Annotated in this window: 24 protein-coding genes; 21 read left to right on the top strand and 3 right to left on the bottom strand. The window is 47.9% G+C overall.

Going from position 1 to position 18,618, the window contains the following annotated elements; all coding sequences use genetic code 11:
• Positions 1-66: 66 nt before the first annotated feature.
• From FGB90_RS00460 to FGB90_RS00510, 11 genes are all read left to right on the top strand, one after another.
• Positions 67-1,308: an erythromycin esterase family protein gene (locus FGB90_RS00460; RefSeq protein WP_171051643.1), complete on the top strand. Its 1,242-nt coding sequence runs from the start codon at positions 67-69 to the stop codon at positions 1,306-1,308.
• A gap of 93 nt (positions 1,309-1,401) precedes the next feature.
• Complete coding sequence (locus tag FGB90_RS00465) at positions 1,402-1,752, top strand: PadR family transcriptional regulator (protein ID WP_138808578.1); 351 nt, start codon at positions 1,402-1,404, stop codon at positions 1,750-1,752.
• Positions 1,739-2,389 (top strand): permease prefix domain 1-containing protein, encoded by a 651-nt coding sequence (locus FGB90_RS00470; protein WP_138808579.1) that lies wholly within the window; start codon positions 1,739-1,741, stop codon positions 2,387-2,389. Before FGB90_RS00465 ends, FGB90_RS00470 begins: the two co-directional genes overlap by 14 nt.
• Positions 2,390-2,474: 85 nt before the next feature.
• Entirely contained in the window at positions 2,475-2,819 is a 345-nt protein-coding gene (locus FGB90_RS00475; protein WP_138808581.1) for a DUF6176 family protein, read from the top strand.
• Positions 2,820-3,011: 192 nt separating this feature from the next.
• Positions 3,012-3,320, top strand: coding sequence for a DUF4181 domain-containing protein (locus FGB90_RS00480; protein WP_138808583.1), 309 nt, complete (start codon positions 3,012-3,014; stop codon positions 3,318-3,320).
• 65 nt (positions 3,321-3,385) lie between these two features.
• Positions 3,386-3,841 (top strand): DUF4181 domain-containing protein, encoded by a 456-nt coding sequence (locus FGB90_RS00485; protein ID WP_171051644.1) that lies wholly within the window; start codon positions 3,386-3,388, stop codon positions 3,839-3,841.
• A gap of 71 nt (positions 3,842-3,912) precedes the next feature.
• The gene (locus FGB90_RS00490; protein WP_138808586.1) at positions 3,913-4,395 is read left to right on the top strand and encodes a glutathione peroxidase; all 483 of its coding nucleotides are present in this window, start codon (positions 3,913-3,915) and stop codon (positions 4,393-4,395) included.
• A gap of 262 nt (positions 4,396-4,657) precedes the next feature.
• Positions 4,658-5,218: a sigma-70 family RNA polymerase sigma factor gene (locus tag FGB90_RS00495; protein WP_246055986.1), complete on the top strand. Its 561-nt coding sequence runs from the start codon at positions 4,658-4,660 to the stop codon at positions 5,216-5,218.
• Positions 5,215-5,649: a PadR family transcriptional regulator gene (locus FGB90_RS00500; protein WP_138808588.1), complete on the top strand. Its 435-nt coding sequence runs from the start codon at positions 5,215-5,217 to the stop codon at positions 5,647-5,649. Before FGB90_RS00495 ends, FGB90_RS00500 begins: the two co-directional genes overlap by 4 nt.
• Positions 5,646-6,962 carry an FtsW/RodA/SpoVE family cell cycle protein gene (locus FGB90_RS00505; RefSeq protein WP_138808593.1) on the top strand — a complete coding sequence of 439 codons (1,317 nt, stop codon included), beginning with the start codon at positions 5,646-5,648 and terminating at the stop codon, positions 6,960-6,962. Before FGB90_RS00500 ends, FGB90_RS00505 begins: the two co-directional genes overlap by 4 nt.
• A gap of 316 nt (positions 6,963-7,278) precedes the next feature.
• Entirely contained in the window at positions 7,279-7,770 is a 492-nt protein-coding gene (locus FGB90_RS00510; RefSeq protein WP_138808595.1) for a hypothetical protein, read from the top strand.
• Positions 7,771-7,896: 126 nt separating this feature from the next.
• On the opposite strand, the gene FGB90_RS00515 is transcribed toward FGB90_RS00510, so the two are convergent.
• The gene (locus tag FGB90_RS00515) at positions 7,897-8,679 is read right to left on the bottom strand and encodes a hypothetical protein (protein WP_138808597.1); all 783 of its coding nucleotides are present in this window, start codon (positions 8,677-8,679) and stop codon (positions 7,897-7,899) included.
• A gap of 202 nt (positions 8,680-8,881) precedes the next feature.
• Between FGB90_RS00515 and FGB90_RS00520 the strand changes: the two genes are divergently transcribed.
• From FGB90_RS00520 to FGB90_RS00540, 5 genes are all read left to right on the top strand, one after another.
• Positions 8,882-9,898 (top strand): serine hydrolase domain-containing protein, encoded by a 1,017-nt coding sequence (locus FGB90_RS00520; RefSeq protein WP_246055988.1) that lies wholly within the window; start codon positions 8,882-8,884, stop codon positions 9,896-9,898.
• Positions 9,899-10,093: 195 nt separating this feature from the next.
• Positions 10,094-11,509, top strand: coding sequence for an MDR family MFS transporter (locus FGB90_RS00525; protein WP_138808599.1), 1,416 nt, complete (start codon positions 10,094-10,096; stop codon positions 11,507-11,509).
• A gap of 22 nt (positions 11,510-11,531) precedes the next feature.
• The gene (locus tag FGB90_RS00530; RefSeq protein ID WP_138808601.1) at positions 11,532-11,762 is read left to right on the top strand and encodes a hypothetical protein; all 231 of its coding nucleotides are present in this window, start codon (positions 11,532-11,534) and stop codon (positions 11,760-11,762) included.
• Positions 11,763-11,890: 128 nt separating this feature from the next.
• Complete coding sequence (locus FGB90_RS00535) at positions 11,891-12,349, top strand: hypothetical protein (RefSeq protein WP_138808603.1); 459 nt, start codon at positions 11,891-11,893, stop codon at positions 12,347-12,349.
• Between the two features lie 427 nt (positions 12,350-12,776).
• Positions 12,777-13,040 carry a hypothetical protein gene (locus tag FGB90_RS00540; RefSeq protein ID WP_138808604.1) on the top strand — a complete coding sequence of 88 codons (264 nt, stop codon included), beginning with the start codon at positions 12,777-12,779 and terminating at the stop codon, positions 13,038-13,040.
• 38 nt (positions 13,041-13,078) lie between these two features.
• On the opposite strand, the gene FGB90_RS00545 is transcribed toward FGB90_RS00540, so the two are convergent.
• The gene (locus FGB90_RS00545) at positions 13,079-13,570 is read right to left on the bottom strand and encodes an HIT family protein (RefSeq protein ID WP_138808606.1); all 492 of its coding nucleotides are present in this window, start codon (positions 13,568-13,570) and stop codon (positions 13,079-13,081) included.
• A 56-nt stretch (positions 13,571-13,626) separates the two neighbouring features.
• Between FGB90_RS00545 and FGB90_RS00550 the strand changes: the two genes are divergently transcribed.
• Complete coding sequence (locus FGB90_RS00550) at positions 13,627-13,926, top strand: TIGR04104 family putative zinc finger protein (protein ID WP_138808608.1); 300 nt, start codon at positions 13,627-13,629, stop codon at positions 13,924-13,926.
• Between the two features lie 59 nt (positions 13,927-13,985).
• Here the strand turns inward: FGB90_RS00550 and FGB90_RS00555 are convergent, their stop codons facing one another.
• Positions 13,986-14,654 (bottom strand): hypothetical protein, encoded by a 669-nt coding sequence (locus FGB90_RS00555; RefSeq protein WP_138808610.1) that lies wholly within the window; start codon positions 14,652-14,654, stop codon positions 13,986-13,988.
• Between the two features lie 240 nt (positions 14,655-14,894).
• On the opposite strand from FGB90_RS00555, the gene FGB90_RS00560 reads away from it, so the two are divergent.
• The 4 genes from FGB90_RS00560 (at position 14,895) to FGB90_RS00575 (ending at position 18,607) form a co-directional block, all read left to right on the top strand.
• On the top strand, positions 14,895-15,812 hold the full coding sequence (locus tag FGB90_RS00560) for a S16 family serine protease (RefSeq protein WP_138808612.1): 918 nt from the start codon (positions 14,895-14,897) through the stop codon (positions 15,810-15,812).
• Positions 15,805-16,332 carry a GNAT family N-acetyltransferase gene (locus FGB90_RS00565; protein WP_138808614.1) on the top strand — a complete coding sequence of 176 codons (528 nt, stop codon included), beginning with the start codon at positions 15,805-15,807 and terminating at the stop codon, positions 16,330-16,332. Before FGB90_RS00560 ends, FGB90_RS00565 begins: the two co-directional genes overlap by 8 nt.
• Positions 16,333-16,633: 301 nt before the next feature.
• Entirely contained in the window at positions 16,634-17,320 is a 687-nt protein-coding gene (locus FGB90_RS00570) for a GntR family transcriptional regulator (RefSeq protein ID WP_138808616.1), read from the top strand.
• Positions 17,321-17,389: 69 nt separating this feature from the next.
• Positions 17,390-18,607, top strand: coding sequence for a CaiB/BaiF CoA transferase family protein (locus tag FGB90_RS00575; protein WP_138808617.1), 1,218 nt, complete (start codon positions 17,390-17,392; stop codon positions 18,605-18,607).
• Positions 18,608-18,618: the final 11 nt, after the last annotated feature.

Here is an 18,618-nt window from a genome sequence, read left to right on the forward strand (position 1 = left end):
TTCAGTTTCCGGCGGCTGTTTATGGTAAACTTCAATTATCATAATTTACCATATAGGGGAGTTTATATGAAATTGTTTCTGCTGATTGTTTTCGTATTTGCTTTAGGTGCCTGCAGCGATACCGACGGCGGGCTCCACGCCATTACATATGAGGAAGACGAGTACGATTTTTCCTTTGTGGATGCCTACATTGAAGACCGACAGATCATCTTTCTCGGTGAATCCACTCATATCTCAAGGGAATTTACCACCGTAAAGGCAGCGCTGGTAAAGTACCTGCACGAGCAGCACGACTATACAACCCTTGCCATGGAGAGTGGAAAAAATGAAATCGATTATCTGAACCACTACTGGGATGAATATGACGACCAGTTCATGCTGGAGCAGATGGTGCATTTTGGATGGCACACTCCCGAAATGAAAGACCTGATCGGGTATGCCGGAAACACTTCGCTGAACATAAGGGGACTCGACCCGCTGCCGGTGGTGGTAAATGAAAGACGGATCGAGAGGATGGGATTTCAGCAGCTGCTGAAGTCCCGGATTGAAAATGTCAATGAAGACCTTGCGAATGAATTTATCGAAATCGAAGGCACGTTCCTTCCTTACATGAACGCTCTTCCATTTGAACATGAACAAAAAGCCGATCTCGGCGAAGCTCAGGAGATGAAGGCAGATTACGAGAGTCTCCTGGCGGAACTTCAGGAAACTGAAGCGGACGATGATGTGCTCCGTTTTATTGAAGGCAGAATCGCTGTGCTGGAGGATTTTACGCCTGATTTTCTCGCTGATTACGACATTGAAGGCGTGTATCAGGACTATTTTTCCAGAAGGGATCTGGCGATGTTCAATGAACTTGATGCACTTCTGGAGGAGAACCCCGATGAAAAAATTATTGTGTGGGGACATAACGCGCACATTCAGAAACAGGCTGAACTTATTGAACAGACAGACGAAGGGAATAGAATGCTCTACTACCCGCCGCCTCTTGTACTTGGCACACTTGCGCACGAAGCCTACGGGGAAGCTGCTTATTATGTTGGGCTGTATTTCAACCAGGGAGAACTCCTTCTCGGGGGCGGCATGGACAGAATCGAGCCAAAACAGTCAACGGATGAGCTGGAATTTATCTTATCCGGTTACGAGCAGGAGAAACTTTTTGTGGATTTTAATAATTACGACGGTGAATGGATGACCGACACCCTAACTGCACACGAGAATGGTCACTGGGATTACGGGCTCGTCCCTGAAGAACAATACGACGCTATCATATTCATCGAAGAGGTCACAGACTACAGACGGCGTTAAACCGGAGGTGGATGGAAGCGATTTGGATTCCATCCATTTTTTTCTTTTAATACCTCGCAATATAAGGTATTATAAAACCAAGAGGTGAATACGTTGGAAATAAACAAGGAAGTCCTTAAAGGGCATATTGATACGCTCATTCTTTCTCTTTTAATCAAAGAGGATATGTACGGCTATGAGCTGTCGAAACGGGTGAAAGAGCAGAGCGGAGACGCATTCGTTTTAAAGGAAGCGACACTTTACATGTCACTGAAGCGGCTGGAAAAGAACAGCTGGATCAAGTCCTACTGGGGGGACGAACAGGGGCGTGGCGGTCGAAGAAAGTATTACCGGTTAACTGATAAAGGCAAAAACGGCTTCAGGGAGCGGTGCCTGGAGTGGGAGCAGATGAAAAAAGTGATGGATTCATTTTTAGAAGGGGGAAGTAAAAATGAAGCAGATTGACGCTTATTTAAACAGGGTGTACAAAAACGCAGAGGGAGAGCCGGAGGAAATTAAAGATTCAAAAGCCGAAATGCGGGACCATCTGCTGGATAAAGTTCAGGATTATAAGGATCAGGGCAAGTCGGAACAGGAAGCCGTTAACGCTGCTCTAGAGGATTTCGGGGAGGAGAAACAGGTGACAAAAGGTCTGGCCGAGTTTTTTTATCTCCCTAAAGCCAGATTGCTGCAGAAACTTTTGACCGCATTGTTTTCCGCATTGGTGTTTTCCGGTGCAGCAGCCTGGATCATTTACACCCCAGAGACACAGCAGATGGAAGGCGTGGCCTATTTCTCGTTTGCTGAACTGTTTCTCCTCTACGGAGCGTATTCCCTTGCGGTATTTCTTTTTGGAGGCATTCCCTACTCCATGATTCTGGACGGTGTCGTCAGTAAGGTAAAGCGCAGACACCGCTACCCTGCAGAACTCGCGGTTTACACCCTTGGCGGGATCGTGGTGAATGTCTGGTTCTTCATCTCTTTGTTTAACCCGTACGGGATTGTCTGGGATCAGGCCGCTCTGTTTCTTTTCCTGGGGATTGCCGCGTCACTTGTGTTTCTCCATCTGTCCTACATTGTGAAAAAAATCCTGAGGATGTAGGGAGTAAAGTTTGCGACGCGAAGTGTCTTTTTATAAACTTATATTATATTTGTTTATAAAATAGTAAACGGAAGTGGTGGAGGGTATGTTGGTAGAGTTAACAAGATTCAGAGTAAAAGAGGGAAAAATGGACAAAGCAAGGGAATGGATCGCTTTTCTAAATGAGCACTTGGAGTATGTCCTGCTTACCCTGGAAGACGAGAAAATGTACGTGGAAACGATTTTTCATGAAACCCTGGACGGGCGGGACTACCTATACTGGTATTCTGTGCAGGGTGAAGGTGGCCAGGACGTGCAGGAATCCGCCCACTGGGTGGATAAGAAGCACCTCGATTACTGGGAGGAATGCATCGATCCAACGTTCAGACCGGTGGATCTGAACACTGAAGTGGTAATGATACCAAAGAGAATCAGACAGGAAATGCGCTGACCGCTGAAAACCATATTTTTCCCTGTTCGTAAAGATGAAGAGGGGGGAGATAATGATGTACGGACGCGGTTACTGGAAGGTTGAAAATTTCTGAATGCCGTTTATTCTGATCATGACTGTTATTTTAGCGGTCTTCTATTATTTTCACGAAGGCATGCGGAGGCTTTTAAAGCTTGAAAAAAATCGACTTTTATTTTCAACTATGAATATGAAAACACGTTACATAAGCGAATCGACTGGATACTGAGAGGCACGTTTTTGACAGTGACACTGGGTTACGGTGCTTACTTATTGATGTTGAATCCGATGGAAATGCCCGCCTTCCAACTCCATCATGTGGCTATTGGGTTTGGCTTACTGATTACGGCCTTTCAGGTATTTATGGAGTGGAAGTTTGCAGAAGAAAGAAACCGCTGGATTCTCACATTAAGTGAGCTTGCTTTATTGGCTGTGATACTTATTGCTCTCTACATAACTGATTTTTTCTGGCTTTTTCAGTGATTATTTCCAGAGTGTTTTCCTGAAAAGCCGGAAAATCCGTTATTCTGTTCAGGGGAGGAATGATCATGTCACCAATGTATACATACGGCCTGCCCGAATACTTCTGGCTGATTCTTTTTGGGAGTATCGCAGGCATCTTTGCAATTGGATATTTATCATACGAAGGCATGCGCATGATGCTGAAGTTGGAGAAAAAGCCGTACTTCAGCTATAACCATATGAATAATCTTCATAAACGTATTGACTGGTCGTTGAGGGGAGTGTTTGTAGCTGCCGTTTTCGGTTACTGGTTATTATTTTTGGGCCTGCGTGTAATGGACCAGCCGACCATTAATCTCCATCACTTGTTTTTTGGGTATGCGATTGCCGTTACTGCGCTCCAGACAGTCATGGAATGGAAGTATGCGGAAGAGAAAAAAGCGTGGATTTTGACTGCAAGCCAGCTGTCAATGCTCCTCATTATCGTATCTGTTCTATTTGCGACCGATTTCTTTGGAATGCTTCCCCCTTTAAGGGATTGAGCAAATCGCTTTTAAGTGGGCCCGGCCGGGCTTATGATAAAAGAAATCATAACGCCAGGGAGGAGATTTCAATGCCGGAAACTGTACACGATTTCTCAGTTCAAAAACCGGACGGGGAGGAAGTATCTCTGGAAAACTACAAAGGCCAGCCGATGGTGATTGTGAACACGGCTACCAAGTGCGGTCTTTCGGGACAGTTTAAGGAGCTCGAGCGGCTGCATCAGACGTATAAAGATGACGGCCTCGCCGTTCTCGGTTTTCCGTGCAACCAGTTTATGAACCAGGAGCCGCTGTCGGACGATGAAATGACGGCTGCCTGCGAGCGGGATTTCGGCGTCACGTTTCCCCTGTTTGCAAAAATTAAGGTAAACGGCGACGATGCACATCCCCTTTACAAACATCTGAAAGCCTCTCAGAAAGGGGTTCTCAGCTCCGAGATTAAGTGGAATTTCACAAAGTTTCTCGTGGACAGAGACGGAACCGTCGTTAAGCGCTACTCACCGCAGACATCGCCGAAAAAAATGGAGGAAGATGTCCAGGGTCTTCTGAAATAAGCAGTCGAGAAAGCCTTCCGCAGTCTGTGCGGAAGGCTTTTACATGGTTTCCCGGCCCGAAGCAGCCCGGAATACAGCTAAGTACAAGTAAATCTGAATAAGTACAGAAAAAATCAAATAAGTACAAGAAAATCTGATTTACAGATAAAATTAAAAAAGTACAAGTAAATCGAACTAAGACAGAAAAAATCAGAGGACCCACCAACCATTAACCGTCCTCCGTCGTCTAATAGACAGAGACAGAAAGAGAGGTGAAACACCGGTGAATGAAGCGGAGATTGAGTTTGACAGAATAGCAGGCGATAGTCTGGAACACAGGGAAGAGATCGTGGATCAATTGATCAGCACCTACGGGGACAGAATCTTGCATCTGGCTTATACATACGTGAAAAACGAAGCCACGGCGGAGGATCTGACCCAGGATGTTTTTATAAAGTGCTACGAGAAACTGGGCCAGTTTAACGGCAGGTCATCACTGAAAACGTGGCTGTACCGGGTGGCGGCCAACCATTTCAAAGATTATCTTAAAAGCTGGCATCACAGAAAGCTGACCCTTAATGAAAAAGTACTCTCCTGCATCCCCACCCCAGACCGAAACGTGGAGGAAACGGTGGTAGCAAAAGACGATGAACAGCAGCTGGCCGACGCTGTTATGGCGCTGCCTGTAAAATACCGGGAAGTGGTGTTTCTTCATTATTACGAAGAGCTCACCATCACTGAAATCAGCGGTGTAACTGGAGAAAATATAAGCACGCTGAAAACGAGGCTCGTCCGGGCGCGCCAGCTGCTGAAGGAAGCGATAAGCAGGGAGGGATTGGAATGAAGGATCCGTTATCGAAGGTAAAAACTGCCATGAGTGATCACACGTTCAAAAATCTTACATTTTCAAAAGAACGAAAACAGGGCGTAAAAGAGGCAATCCGCGAAAAGAAGCGTCACGCAGGGCTTGCTTCCTGGTCGGAGGAAACGCTCATTTCTCTCCTGCAGTCCGTCAAAACTGAAGCGCGGGACGGGTACGCCATTTCGGTCATTCTATTTCAGAGGCATGACCGCACCTTCGAAAGGAAGGAAGGCGAGCTCTACACGCTTCTGCATATGCTGGAAAACAAAGAAATTCTCAGTGCTTCCTGGAAAAATGACCGGAAATACTACGCCCTTACCGGAAAAGGAAAGAAGTATCTGGCCGCCAGCCAGGAGAAAAGCACGGTTCAAAGCCCTGTTCTGAGAAAACTGATCGAGGAGGCGGCGCTGTGAGCAGACAGGCTTTTGATGAATTTCTATTAAAAGTGACCTCCCGTGTAAAAGCAAGAGGGGCTCACCCAATGATAAAAAAAGAACTACACAGCCATCTGGAGGAGCTTCGGGATTCCTACGGGAAGAGGGGCCATCCGGAAAATGAGGCGGAGGAGCTCGCTGTTGAGCAGATGGGCAATCCGTACACGGTCGGTGACAGGCTCAACCGGATCCATAAACCGCGGATGGACTGGATTCTCATTGCGCTTTTTGCCATGATCGCAGGTGCCGGGCTACTTACAGCTTTTGGAGCAGCTTCCCATGTATCCCTACCGGCTTACTACTTTCTTGAGCGCCAGGTCATCTGGTATACGATTGCCCTTGTTTTTCTTGTTTCCGTGCTGTTTTTTGATTACCGCAGGCTCGCAAAGCGGCACTTTCTTTTTTACGCGGCAGGGCTGTTTCTCCTTGTATTGACTGCTCTTTTCGGTGTCAGTGTGAACGGGATGCAGAGGTGGCTGGCAATTGGCGGCTTAACCATTGACGGAGGCATGTTTGCGCTCCTGTTTCTGTTTCTTGCATGGGCTGGGATTTTCAGCAGCATTCAAACGTTCAGAACCTGGAAATGGCAGCTCGGATTATCGGCGATGCTCTGGGTTCCGGTATTCATTTTCATCTCGCTGCCCCATGTGGTGCTCGCGATCATTTATTTATTGTCTGTAACAGGCATGTTCCTGTTCGCGGGTGGGTACCGCAGCACTTTCAGGAAGATGGCGGCAGGCAATCTGGTTTTTGCAGTCATGGGGCTCGCCATAATCTTTATTACAGCACCACCATACATGTTGGACCGGCTTAGCGGCTTTCTCGATCCGGCTGCGTATGCGAGCGATTACGGCTACATTTATGTATTGGTTCGTGATGCTTTGTCGCAGGCCGGGTGGTTCGGGAACGGTCTGTTAAGTACCGGACATAATATCCCTGAGGCCCACACCGATCTCGCGTTTGCGTATCTCGTCTATGCCCTCGGCTGGGTGTTCGGCATCTTTCTCTGTCTGCTACTTCTTGCTTTTATCTGGCGGATCAGCCGCAATGCATCTAAAACACCGGACCACTTCGGAAGGCTTCTCGTGATCGGCGGCGCCACGATGTTCAGTGTCCCAGCGGTCTGGAATATCATGATGGCGTTCGGGCTCATGCCGATTGCAGGCGTATCTCTCCCATTTGTCAGCTACGGAGGCAGCATGCTCATGTTTTACGCGGTGATTCTCGGGCTGATTCTGAACGTATACCGGAGAAAGGACATCGTGGAGCCAACGATGGTTTCGCAGAAATAGCGAGTCGAGGCTGGGACTTAAAGAAAGTGTTTAGATTAGAATCCAAATACAAAGTTCACAAGCGGATGAAATATTCGCCGACTCCTGCGGGAGGAAAAGCGCAGGTGAGACCCCGCAGTGCGAAGCACGCGGAGGCTCAGCCGCTTCCCGCGGAAAGCGGCGTATATTTCAGGAGCGATTTACCTGCGACACGAATTGATTGTTCGGATTTTCATCTATTAAAACACTTCTGTCCGAGCCTCTTTTGCCTCTGCTGTAAAAGTGGCGTTCTGTGATATTATGAAACTAACAATTTTATCCATGAGGGAGGGTCTCAATGAAAAAGCACGTGTGGTGTTTACTGGGGTTCTGCTTTTTTCTGGGAGCCTGCGAAACGGAATCGGAAGCGTGGATGCCTGATGAAAAACCGGACGATTTCAACTTTTCCCTTCACTTCGGTTATGGAGCACAAAACGAATTGAACACCTTCGAGGACACGTTTACAAAAGATCTGATTGAGGACGGTCAGGTTACGACGGAAATGGTGCTTACTGATGAGGAGATGGAGAGGATCTACACGAACATGCGGGAGGCGGATGTCCTTGGTGTGTCTGACAATACCGAAGGAAGTACCTGCAGCGATCCCCACCACAGCTACCAGCTCGTTTTACAGGCAGACGGCGAAGAATTCCGTGACAGCTGGAACACCTCATGCGAAACAGAGGCAACAACCCGATGGGAATCGTTCATGGATTTCCTCGTTTCAGACATCATCGAGCCGAGACCGGAATATCAGGCGCTGCCCGAACCGACAGGTGGTTATGACTGAGTGGAATACCACCCGGACGGTGACGTGCTGGAGTCCAGTCCGCCTCTGCGTGAAGCGGTCCAGACGGAAAAAATGGAATAATCGATGTATTCAGGCGGGCGGCATCACCCAGCGCGCCCGCTTTTATCAGCTGTTGTGCTCCGCTTTGTACACACTCATCCCAAGAATAAATCCAGAAAATATCATCAGGAAAATAAGTTCCATCTGGATGGCCTCTGCCGGGAAAAGACCGATCACATAGGGGGCTGCAAGAAGCGGCATGGCGATAAAGAGAGCCACATGCCAGTTTACCCGCCACGTGCCGGGTCTTTTTTTCTGCAGTCGGCGCCGCAGAACCGCGAGGAAAAGTCCGAACAGTACGTACGCCAGATGGAAGGTTGGATCCACCATTACAAGCCACCCGTTCCCGATCAGCACTCCGATTAAAGTAATCAGAATAAAGACACGCTCCCTAAAGGGGGCAGATCCAATGCTGTGCTCCTTTGCGAAGAACCCCTGCGCCAGAAGAAAACCCGTGACAATTAAGGAAAGTACAGAAGTGTGATAAAAGACAGACCACAGATATCCTGATCCTGCATCGGCAGGAAAGGTGATTGATAGGGAATGCATCATATAGATAAAAAGTGCTGTCACCGCGAGTGGCAGGCCTAAGATCAGAAAACCGGTCTTATCGAATTCTGCTTTTTCCCCGGCGGTTCTGCCTGTTTTTCCAAGAGCCGCACCAAAAAGGCCATATACGATGGCCGGCACGAGTGCTCCGAGGTAATATGTCATTTCCCCTGTGTGGGCAAACATCGGATGAGTGCTCCAGTCCAGGCGGACGGTGGCGGTGATCCAGCCGGTAAACAGGAGGATGATGGTGATAGCTGAAAGAACAAGGATGTATTTAGCTGCAAGATTGATTGTCATAAGGGCCCACTCCTTCCTGCCCAGTTTACCATATCCAGCCCGAAAGAAATTCCCGTTCTTAAAATGGTTCCAGCTGCGAAAAAACTCATAGACCAGGGTAGTAGAAGCGATGAAACTCATGTAGACTGGAAATGAGTCCCAAAACCGCACATATGTCAACTGAAACACTGGACGCAGTTCATACGAAAAAGGTGAAAAAACAGTGACACTTAATAATAAAATAGACAGGTTTTGTAAGGAAGCCGGTTTTTCAGGTGTAATCATGGCCAAAAAAGAAGGAAAAACGCTGGTGGATAAGGCTTTTGGCTTTGCTGACCGGGCGAATCAGCGGGTAAATAGCACGGATACTCGCTTCGGAATCGCTTCAGGCTGTAAGTTGTTTACGGCCATCGCCGTCTGCCAGCTGGTTGAGAAAGGAAAACTTTCCTTTGATACCAGACTGGCAGACTGTCTGGATTATTCGTTTCCCAACTTCCACCCGCACGTTACTGTAAAGCATCTGTTAACCCACACTTCCGGTGTGCCCGATTACTTCGATGAAGAGGAAATGGATGATTTTGAGGATCTCTGGAGGAGCTGGCCTATGTATCGTATCCGGACAGGAGAAGATTTTCTGCCGCTTTTTCAGAACGGTGCAATGATGTTTCAGCCCGGTGAGCGGTTTCATTACAACAACGCCGGCTACATTCTCCTTGGTCTGATCGTGGAAGCGCTGTCGGGAAGACGTTTTGATGACTACGTGGAAACGGAAATATTCAAACCGTGCGGAATGGAGATGTCTGGTTACTTTTCCTTCGACAGCCTGCCCGGCAACACGGCGATCGGCTATATTGAAGATGACGATGGCAGATGGCGCACGAACCATTATTCCCTTCCGGTAAAAGGCGGTGCGGACGGCGGAGCCTACGTCACTGCAGGAGATATGATGAAACTGTGGGATGGTCTTGCAGAACACCGTCTGCTTGGGGAGGAAATGACGAGGACCATTATTACACCTCAAGTGGAGACAGGAGAAGGGGATTATTACGGTTACGGCATCTGGATCGGAGAACGGCGTGGGAAAATCGGCATTTTCCACGTAATGGGCTTTGACCCGGGGGTAAGTTTTGCATCGGCCTGGTACCCAAACGATGATTTTAAAGCTGTGATTACTTCCAATAAATCGGAAGGTCCGCACGATGTTCTGAGGGTGCTGGAGGAGGAGCTTCGACTGAAGTAACAATCTTTGATGAACAACAGGGACTTCACTCCGAAAATCTATGAAGTGTAATATTAATACCGAAGGCGCTGTTCGCAATTTGAACAGCGCCTTCCCTGTGAATCTGCTATACTGGAATGAGTTTACAAGAGAGAAAACACGAGCCTTCTCAGCTGCGGCGAAAGAGAGGCTGGTGCGTTAAAAGAGGGGAACGAAATGGATTCATATCAGCGCAGAATTGTGACCGCGCTTCTCATTGCCACCTTCCTTGCGGCGATCGAAGTGACGGTTATCAGTACAGCTATGCCAAGCATCACCCAGGATCTCGGGGGACTGGATCTGATCAGCTGGGTGTTTGCCATTTACCTGCTTACATATGCGGTTATGACGCCGATTTTCGGCAAACTGGCCGACCTGTTCGGCCGAAAGAAGATTTTTATCACCGGAACGATCCTGTTTCTCACAGGGTCCGCCCTCTGCGGCTTTTCCCAGACAATGGAGCAGCTTATCGCGTTCCGTGCCGTCCAGGGAATCGGAGCAGGAGCGCTTATGCCGATGGTGTTCACGATCGTCGGCGACGTGTTCAGCTACAAACAGCGGGCCAGGGCACAGGCGATTATCGGATCGATCTGGGGCATCGCCGGGATTTTCGGGCCTCTTGTTGGCGGGTTTACCGTCGACTTTTTCACGTGGCACTGGATTTTCTTCATGAACATTCCGTTCGGCCTTGTGAGCATGTATCTGATCGGGCGCAACCTGGAGGAAAAGCTGGAGAAAAAGAAGCACTCCATCGATTACGGAGGAGCGATCACGTTTATCATCGGAACCGGGGCCCTTCTGTATGCCCTTTTATCAGGTGGAAACGAAATTGCCTGGAACGAGCCGCTCATGTTCGTGCTGCTTGGAACGGCCGTTGTTTTTCTCGCCGTTTTCCTCATCGTGCAGTTCCGTGTCCGTGAACCTCTCGTGCCGGTTCACCTGTTTAAAAACCGTCATCTTGTTACCGCCAACGCCAACGGGCTTCTTCTCGGGATGATGCTGATCGGTCTTACGGCATACCTGCCGCTCTGGGTACAGGGCGTGCTGGAGCTGCCGGCCACCTATTCGGGGCTGACGCTCATTCCAATGAGCCTCGGCTGGCCTCTGGCAGCCTTTTATGCCAGCCGGATTCTCGGGCAGTTCAGGGCAAAAACGATCTGCATGACCGGAACGGCGATTATTGCCCTCAGCACGTTCGGGCTTACGATGATTTCCGCCGGAACACCGAACTGGGTGCTCATCGTGATTATGTTTTTCGTAGGAACGGGCTTTGGCCTGTCGATGACGATCTTCACGGTCATCGTCCAGTCGTCTGTCGGCTGGGAAAACCGCGGTTCCGCGGCCAGCTCTAATGCGTTTCTCCGTACGCTCGGCCAGACACTTGGGATCACGATCCTTGGTACTGTGCTGAATCAGTTTATCGGGGGCGAGACGCTCAACGGGGCGACCGTGGCTCCCGAGATTCTCGGCGCCGGTCTTCATACGGTGTTTATCCTGATTTTTGTCCTCGCGGTATTAAGCTTTGCCGTGACAAGCCTTCTGCCTAAAGAGGAGCCGGAGCACAGTGGTCCTGCAGCAGAGAGAAAATCATAGAGTGTATAGGAGGTGAGCGAGCGTGGAACGCCTGATTGTAAAAACAGGAGTCTACTCCTTTGCAGTTTCCTTTCTCGTTCTGCTGGCGTTTACGGACCGGTATGTGACGAGCCAAAGTGGAGACGTAATACAGACATCTGCAAGGAGTTACCCGGATTACTTTTTCGGTATTGTCCAGATCTCGGCCCAGTTCACTCTGGCGGCCATCATTGCTGTCATTGTCATCGGCCTGATCCGTAAGTATAAAAACTGAATTTTTCCCTCGGGGAGTAGTGGTAAAAGCAGGTGATGAGAGATTAACTGATTTACTCATTTGTTTTCGCAAGTGCTGACTATGTTCGAATTAAAGTCCCTATAGTTGTTGTGCTGGAGGTTGGTAGAATGGAGAAGCTGTGTTTTATTATTCTTTTGATCACTTTACTCTCTGCTTGTAATCTGCAGGATGGTGATACAGAGATATCAGAGAGCGCCCCCAGCCTTAATATCGAAGTTAGTGAATCACCTGAAGAGTTAGAACGAATAACAGGTGTTGTGTGTTGGGATAACTGTTCAAATGAAGATCTTGGGTTTGGTTTCAGTAATATTGATAAGGACAAAATGCCAACGAACATCATCAAAGAAGATGCACTGTTTTTAATAACTCATGAAGGAACTGAAGCAGATAGGTATGGTTACTTTGCTATTACTGACAAAGGTGTTGGTTATAATACGTTTATAGAAGACAATACATTTACACCATACAAGCAGGAAACAAAGTATTTGGTTATTGCACAATGGTTAGATAACAGCAGACAATTAAAAGGATATACATACGCTATGTTCGAAGTGGAAACACAGTAGAGTGAAGCACGGCCGGTGTGGGACCTAATAAAGAATTCCCGATATAGATAATATGAATGCGAACTACAGACATTAATTAATTCAAAAAATGGAGAGCATTAGGTAAGACAATATGAAAGGCACGAGGATTCGTGTCTTTTTTCAGTGCAAATGATTCTCGATTTACGATTTTGTACCCTACGTGTAAATCATCAACGAGATGTCGTCTGCTTTTCTTCTGGAAACAAAAGCGTGATATGGGTAATTGTGTTAAAGTTTGCATAGGCATTTTAGAGGAGTGAAACAGCAATCGTAATTTAGGGGGTGGTCCGGTATTTATAGGAAATGGATTGTAATCGTCCTGCTTGCCTGCATCGTAATGATCTCATTTGTTTACTTCATTTTTATCAAAGACGACACGGCGTACCCGAGTCACGGTTTTGGCGGTGTGATCATCGAAGAAAAGGAGTTCCACATAGAACCGGGAAGGTACACGGAAATGTGGATCACAGTCTATAACGCTTACGATTCGCGGGAAGATACTGAAAGATACAGAGTTGACATTGAAGACGAAAGGATCTTTAACCTCATAGAAGAGGGAGAAGAATACTTCATGGTTATACAGGCCTTCAAACAGGATCGTGAGGGAGAGTTTGTTTACAGGTTAAATCAGATCGAGAGACCGGAGGGGACAAAAATAAGGGGAGATTGAAGCACCTGGTTTTTCGCTCAAAAACACGGCCTTAAGGCTCAGCTGTTCCTGTTAAGTCCAATTGAAAGTTTTAGGATCGCCTCTCTTACTTTTGCCAGGTTTTCGCCTCCGTTCATTTCGCGGCGGGCGTGAAGGAGTACAGGCCTGACCGACTCCACCGAGCGGCCGAATTCGTACATCCACTCATACCGGGGCACCATCCACGTGTGAAAGTGGTGGGTGGTGTCTTCGTTGTAGAAATAGTAGACATGTTCGATCCCGAGTACCTGCCTCTGAGCACGCCGGATCTGCGTTAATGTATTGATGTAATCCGCACGCTCCTCATCGGTCAGTTGATCGAGGCAGGTAACGTGCCTTTTTGAGGCGAGGATCACGAGCCCCTCGATGGGATAGGCCACATCCTGGTGAGCGTGGAAGTGCTCTGTTTCAAGGATTACGCCGCCGTCAGGCTCCACCGTACCTGTTGTCAAGGCACAGCTGAGGCATTCTGTCTCCACCGTCCGCCCGTCTGCAAGCTGTATTTTTTTCATAATCAGTCTGCCTCCTTATGGTATAATATGGGTATAATTTGAACAGGAGTGAGTCTATGAAACTGCCAGTTTGCTGGTCATGCCGGCATCAATTTACGTATAGGGAAGGGCTGCGTTTTCTGTTCAGGAAAAACTGTCCTGCCTGTGGGAAAAAACAATATGTAACTACGAAAAGTAACCTGAGAACCGGCATTCCTGCTATGCTTGTCGTGCTCGTGCCCGGTATACTGATTCGTGTCGTATTTGAGATGTCGTTTCTTTCCTACGCTTTAGTAATGACCCTGCTTTTAGCTGCGGCCATGATGACAGTGCCCTTCTTTGTTGAAACCTCTGAAAAAGAAGAGCCGCTCGTGTAAAGAACGGCCCCTGTGGATGATGTGGGGGCCGTTTTCTTTGTGCTGCGGAAAGGGGCTTCTCATTCCTCCCTCTCCTCAAAAAATACATAGACTTCTGAAGCTTCACTCGTCGTAAGCAGCACATTCTCCCGGTCAGCGACAATATAAAAAGGAAACTCGTCGATGCCGAACGTCCGCTTATAATCAGCCACATCGTTCTCCTCATAGGGAAACGAACCGGCCACGATCGACTCCTCAACCTGTCTCATGATCGTTTCTATATCCTTTTCCTGGGAGGGAGGTTCCCCTTCTTCGTATAGAAGTACCAGGTTCACCTTATCGTCAATATGGGAATAAACAGGGCTGTAAATCTCCTCATCCGTCATCTTCAGAAGTACGATTTCCTCTGCTGTTCCTTCGTTTTCGACCTTCATTGGCGGGTTTACCAGAACTTTCTGCCTCAGCTTCAAGTCGTCCCGGCCGGCATCCTGCCCGTCCTCAAACACGATCTCTGTGTCTTCCGTTATTTCCGCCAAATAGGCGTATCCCTGCTCTGTAGGGTACTCCTCCTGACGCTGTGCCCATTCACTAATGTCTACTGAAACGCCTTCACCATCCACACTGACGATCGATCCAATCATCCTATCGTCTGAGTGGTGACTGTAGGGGTAGGGCTCAATATCTGTTTCAGTCTGACTCATGCATGCGGTGAGAAACAAAGCTGCAGGAACTGCGAGTAATCGTCTCAATGATACTGCCTCCTTTTAAGAGATTACCGGACAAAGTCATAATTATAATTCTATAAAACAATTGTATATGGTAACATTTAACTTTAACAGTTGTTTTTTCACGTTATTGGTTTTCGATCAATTACTGCTCATTTACGTTCATAAATAGGTAAACTCCGCTCATAAACTGCTTTTTTCCGCTCACAAGTATCTGACGCGCACCGGAGACCGGAGCCATCACACCACGAAAGGACGATTCCCATGAACGTTTCCAATCGGCCGAAATGGGCAGGCATCGCCATTGGCCTGCTCGTTTCAGCGTTTGCCTACTCTGTTTTTCTCACATTATACTTAACCGACACGATCAACGGCTTCCTCTTTACCGGTGCGCTGCTTCTCACTTTTGCCGTCTTCAGTACTGCTTTTCTCGTAACGGCGGTAAGGAAGAAGACACCGGCTGTCATGCTCGCAACGGGAACGGTTGTCTTTGCGGTTCTTGTCATATTCGACTTCCGCGTTCTCGCCTACGAAGGGGACACCTTCAACGCGACAGGCTACATGGAACCGATCGATCTTCCGGGGGACTCAGGCATTCACATACTCCCTGTCAGCATTCTGCCGATCGCCTACATCCGGGATGAAGCCTGGCTGATGGAGGGGATGGAGGCTCAGGGCATAGACTTTTACAAGCTTGAGCCGATTACGAACCGGGACCGCTACAGAAGTAAAAACATCGAGCTCGCACAGCTGGCGGGTTTAAGAGCGGACGGCCTCGCGGAAACAGAGAACAATCTTAGAGACTATGGATTTTCCGATCTTTCGTTTACCGATGATTTTTTTGAGCGCGACAACCTTCAGGGAAACAGTGCCGGTCTCGCTCTTGCCCTGCAGGCGATGGTGCACAGGAATGAACTCGAGAACCACGTGCCCGTAGGCGTTACCGGAGCCATGGAGTCAGACGGCACGGTGAGCGGGGTGGGCGGGATCAGGGAAAAAATGCTCACTTCCAACGAGCACAGCTTCTCCCACATTATCGTACCGGAAGCGAACCGGGCTGACGCTGAACAGGCAAAAACAGAAGAACAGATCTCTATCACAGTGGTCCCCGTTGAAACGATCGGGGAAGCTGTGGATGCAGTAAAACAGATCAACCAGATTGGAGGCAGTACAGATGACTGATCGGGTAAGGCTCGTGATTCCGGAAGAATCGTGGGAAGAGGAATATCTCGCTTTTTACCGGGACTGGAAAGAAAGCGGGGAGGACATAATCCCGTGGGTAGTGGAGAAGGATCCATCGGATTTTAAAGCGATGGTGACTTTTCTCCATAACAACCATAACGGCATCGACCTGAAGGAAGGGTGGGTCAGGGACTCCACCTACTGGCTCGTAAACGGTGAGGACCGGATTGTCGGAGCGGTGAATATCCGCCACGCCCTGACGCCGTTTCTCAAGACAAGCGGCGGGCATGTCGGCTACGGCATCCGTCCCGGGGAAAGGCGGAAAGGCTATGCCACAGAGATTCTGGCCCTTTCTCTCAACAAACTCCGTAAACTCGGAGTGGAAGACGTTCTCGTTGTCTGCGACGAGGTAAACGAAGCCTCGCGCCGGACGATTGAAAAAAACGGCGGCATACGTGCCGATGACTTCGTGGAAGAGGACGGGAATGTGGTGAACCGGTTCTGGATCAGGGATCGGTAAGGGGTCCGGGAATCATTTATCTCAATACAGAATTCTTCGGAATTACTCTCTGATCCCAAACAGTATTTTGTATATCACCTATTTAATTCTTAAAACTTCGGCTATATAAGCCGAAGTTTTTTGACGCTCTAAACCTTCTTCCACTTTCAATCAAGACTATTTAATCCATGGAAAAAGAGGAGTTGAGAATTAATTTGTGACAAATTGTTGACACTTTTCAAATAATTCAGTAACATAGGATTCAACACACAGGGTCCTGGATCCAGTACACCGTACACACAAATGCTAAGGAGGGTTTCTTTTGAAAGGAATTACGTTTCAAAAGCCTTTGTACGAACAGGTTTATGAAGATATAAAAGATAACATTCTGACTGGAAAACTGGCCCCGGGATCGCGGATCGTATCAGGTCAGCTTGCGGAACAATATCAGATCAGCCGCACGCCGCTGCGGGAAGCGCTTCGCCAGCTCCAGATAGAAGGACTTCTGGAAAACGACAAGGCCGGTCTCCGAGTAGTCAAAATTGACGCAAAGGATTTTGAGGAGCTTTGTGACTGCAGGCTTTACCTTGAAAAAGAGGTTATTCGTCTCGTAGCAGAAGAAGCAACTGATGATCAGCTTCAGGAAATTAACAAAGTTCTCGAGCATTCTGAAAAGGAAATAAACAGTGAAGGCAGCAACCACAAGAAAATTCTTGAACTGAATGCTGAATTTCACAGGCTGGTGATTGACTGCTGTTCCAACAAAAGACTTATCCAGCTGGTAAACCAGGTGCGTTCCGTTCTACTGATTTACAGAGGAATGATCCTGAGGGATGAATCCCATAACAAGGAGATCCTCGAAGAACACAAAATGATTTTCAACTCTATCACAGAACGTGACAAGGAACGAGCTGCAGAGGCTATTGAGATGCATCTGACTAACGACAAGATACGCGGGAACAAGATGCTCGATCAGGGAAGACAGGACACTTCAGAAAAAAGTCTTTAAGTGCTGGCGACAGTGCTTGCTTTTAAGAAATAAATGTAAGCGCTTTACTATAAAGTTAGGAGGATTATAATGGGAGCTTTAAAAGGAATGAAGGTACTTGATGCATCACAGATCATGGCGGGCCCGTACTGCACAATGGTGCTGGCGGACCTGGGAGCAGAAGTTGTTAAAATTGAAAAAGCAAACGGGGGGGACGATTCCCGGCAGATGGGCCCTTATGTGAATGGGGAGTCTACAAGCTTCTTTCAGATTAACAGGAATAAGAAAAGTCTCGGCCTGAACCTTAAAGAAGAAGAAGGAAAGAAGATCTTTTACGAACTGGCAAAGGAAGCCGACGTCATAGTTGAGAACTTCAGACCAGGTGTTTCTGAAAAGCTGGAGATTGACTATGAAACGATTAAGTCAATAAACAGCGGAATCATTTACTGTTCTATTTCCGGATATGGACAGACAGGACCTTATTCCAATAAAGGTGGTTTCGATCTGGTGGCCCAGGGGATGACGGGCATGATGAGTATGACCGGTGAACCGGGAGGAAAACCGATGAAGTCCGGAATTGCAGTTTATGATATTGGAGCCGGTCTTACAGCAATTTACTCTATTCTTGCAGCGTACATCCATAAACAGCAGACAGGTGAGGGACAATTTGTGGATGTATCCCTTGTGGAATCCGGGTTGCCGTGGTTTGTTTGGGAAGCAGCGGCTTACTTTGCCAATGGGACAATTCCGGAGGCAACGGGTTGGCGTCACCGCGTCTCCGCTCCATACCAGGCGCTGAAGGCAAAAGACTCCTATATGATGCTCGGCTGTGCTAATCAGCGTACGTGGGAGCGTTTTGTCAATGATGTGGTTGAAAAGCCTGAATGGCTTGAAGATCCGCGTTTTCTTACCAACTCACTGAGACATGAAAATGTAGAAGATCTCGAAGCACTAATTGAGGAGATTTTCTCGGCTGAAAATTCCGAATTTTGGATTAATAAATGCGAGAAAGCAGGAGTACCTGCCGGACCGATCAATAACTTTGCTGAAGCAATGGAAGATCCTCATGTGCTCGAACGAGGAATGGTCCAGGAAGTTACCCATCCTACCATTGGAAAAATGAAAACAATAGGATTCCCGTCGAAACTGTCAGCGACACCAGGAGCAATACAGAAACCAGCCCCTCTTTTCGGAGAAGACACGGAAGATGTACTTAAATCAATTGGATTTGATAACGAGAAAATAAATCAACTGCACGAATCCGGGGTTGTGATCAAAAATGACAGCGCTGTCACCACCTCAAGATAATTTACAATTAC

Source organism: Alteribacter natronophilus (assembly GCF_006007885.1).
Taxonomy (GTDB): domain Bacteria; phylum Bacillota; class Bacilli; order Bacillales; family Salisediminibacteriaceae; genus Alteribacter; species Alteribacter natronophilus.

Excerpts from the sequence above, each read along its gene's own strand:
- FGB90_RS00545 (WP_138808606.1), bottom strand. The coding sequence starts at position 13,570 with ATGAAAAAAATACAGCTTGCAGACGGGCGGACGGTGGAGACAGAATGC.
- FGB90_RS00475 (WP_138808581.1), top strand. The coding sequence starts at position 2,475 with ATGTTGGTAGAGTTAACAAGATTCAGAGTAAAAGAGGGAAAAATGGAC.
- FGB90_RS00500 (WP_138808588.1), top strand. The coding sequence starts at position 5,215 with ATGAAGGATCCGTTATCGAAGGTAAAAACTGCCATGAGTGATCACACG.
- FGB90_RS00515 (WP_138808597.1), bottom strand. The coding sequence starts at position 8,679 with ATGACAATCAATCTTGCAGCTAAATACATCCTTGTTCTTTCAGCTATC.
- FGB90_RS00525 (WP_138808599.1), top strand. The coding sequence starts at position 10,094 with ATGGATTCATATCAGCGCAGAATTGTGACCGCGCTTCTCATTGCCACC.
- FGB90_RS00485 (WP_171051644.1), top strand. The coding sequence starts at position 3,386 with ATGTCACCAATGTATACATACGGCCTGCCCGAATACTTCTGGCTGATT.
- FGB90_RS00490 (WP_138808586.1), top strand. The coding sequence starts at position 3,913 with ATGCCGGAAACTGTACACGATTTCTCAGTTCAAAAACCGGACGGGGAG.
- FGB90_RS00510 (WP_138808595.1), top strand. The coding sequence starts at position 7,279 with ATGAAAAAGCACGTGTGGTGTTTACTGGGGTTCTGCTTTTTTCTGGGA.
- FGB90_RS00535 (WP_138808603.1), top strand. The coding sequence starts at position 11,891 with ATGGAGAAGCTGTGTTTTATTATTCTTTTGATCACTTTACTCTCTGCT.
- FGB90_RS00470 (WP_138808579.1), top strand. The coding sequence starts at position 1,739 with ATGAAGCAGATTGACGCTTATTTAAACAGGGTGTACAAAAACGCAGAG.
- FGB90_RS00560 (WP_138808612.1), top strand. The coding sequence starts at position 14,895 with ATGAACGTTTCCAATCGGCCGAAATGGGCAGGCATCGCCATTGGCCTG.
- FGB90_RS00575 (WP_138808617.1), top strand. The coding sequence starts at position 17,390 with ATGGGAGCTTTAAAAGGAATGAAGGTACTTGATGCATCACAGATCATG.
- FGB90_RS00565 (WP_138808614.1), top strand. The coding sequence starts at position 15,805 with ATGACTGATCGGGTAAGGCTCGTGATTCCGGAAGAATCGTGGGAAGAG.
- FGB90_RS00550 (WP_138808608.1), top strand. The coding sequence starts at position 13,627 with ATGAAACTGCCAGTTTGCTGGTCATGCCGGCATCAATTTACGTATAGG.
- FGB90_RS00460 (WP_171051643.1), top strand. The coding sequence starts at position 67 with ATGAAATTGTTTCTGCTGATTGTTTTCGTATTTGCTTTAGGTGCCTGC.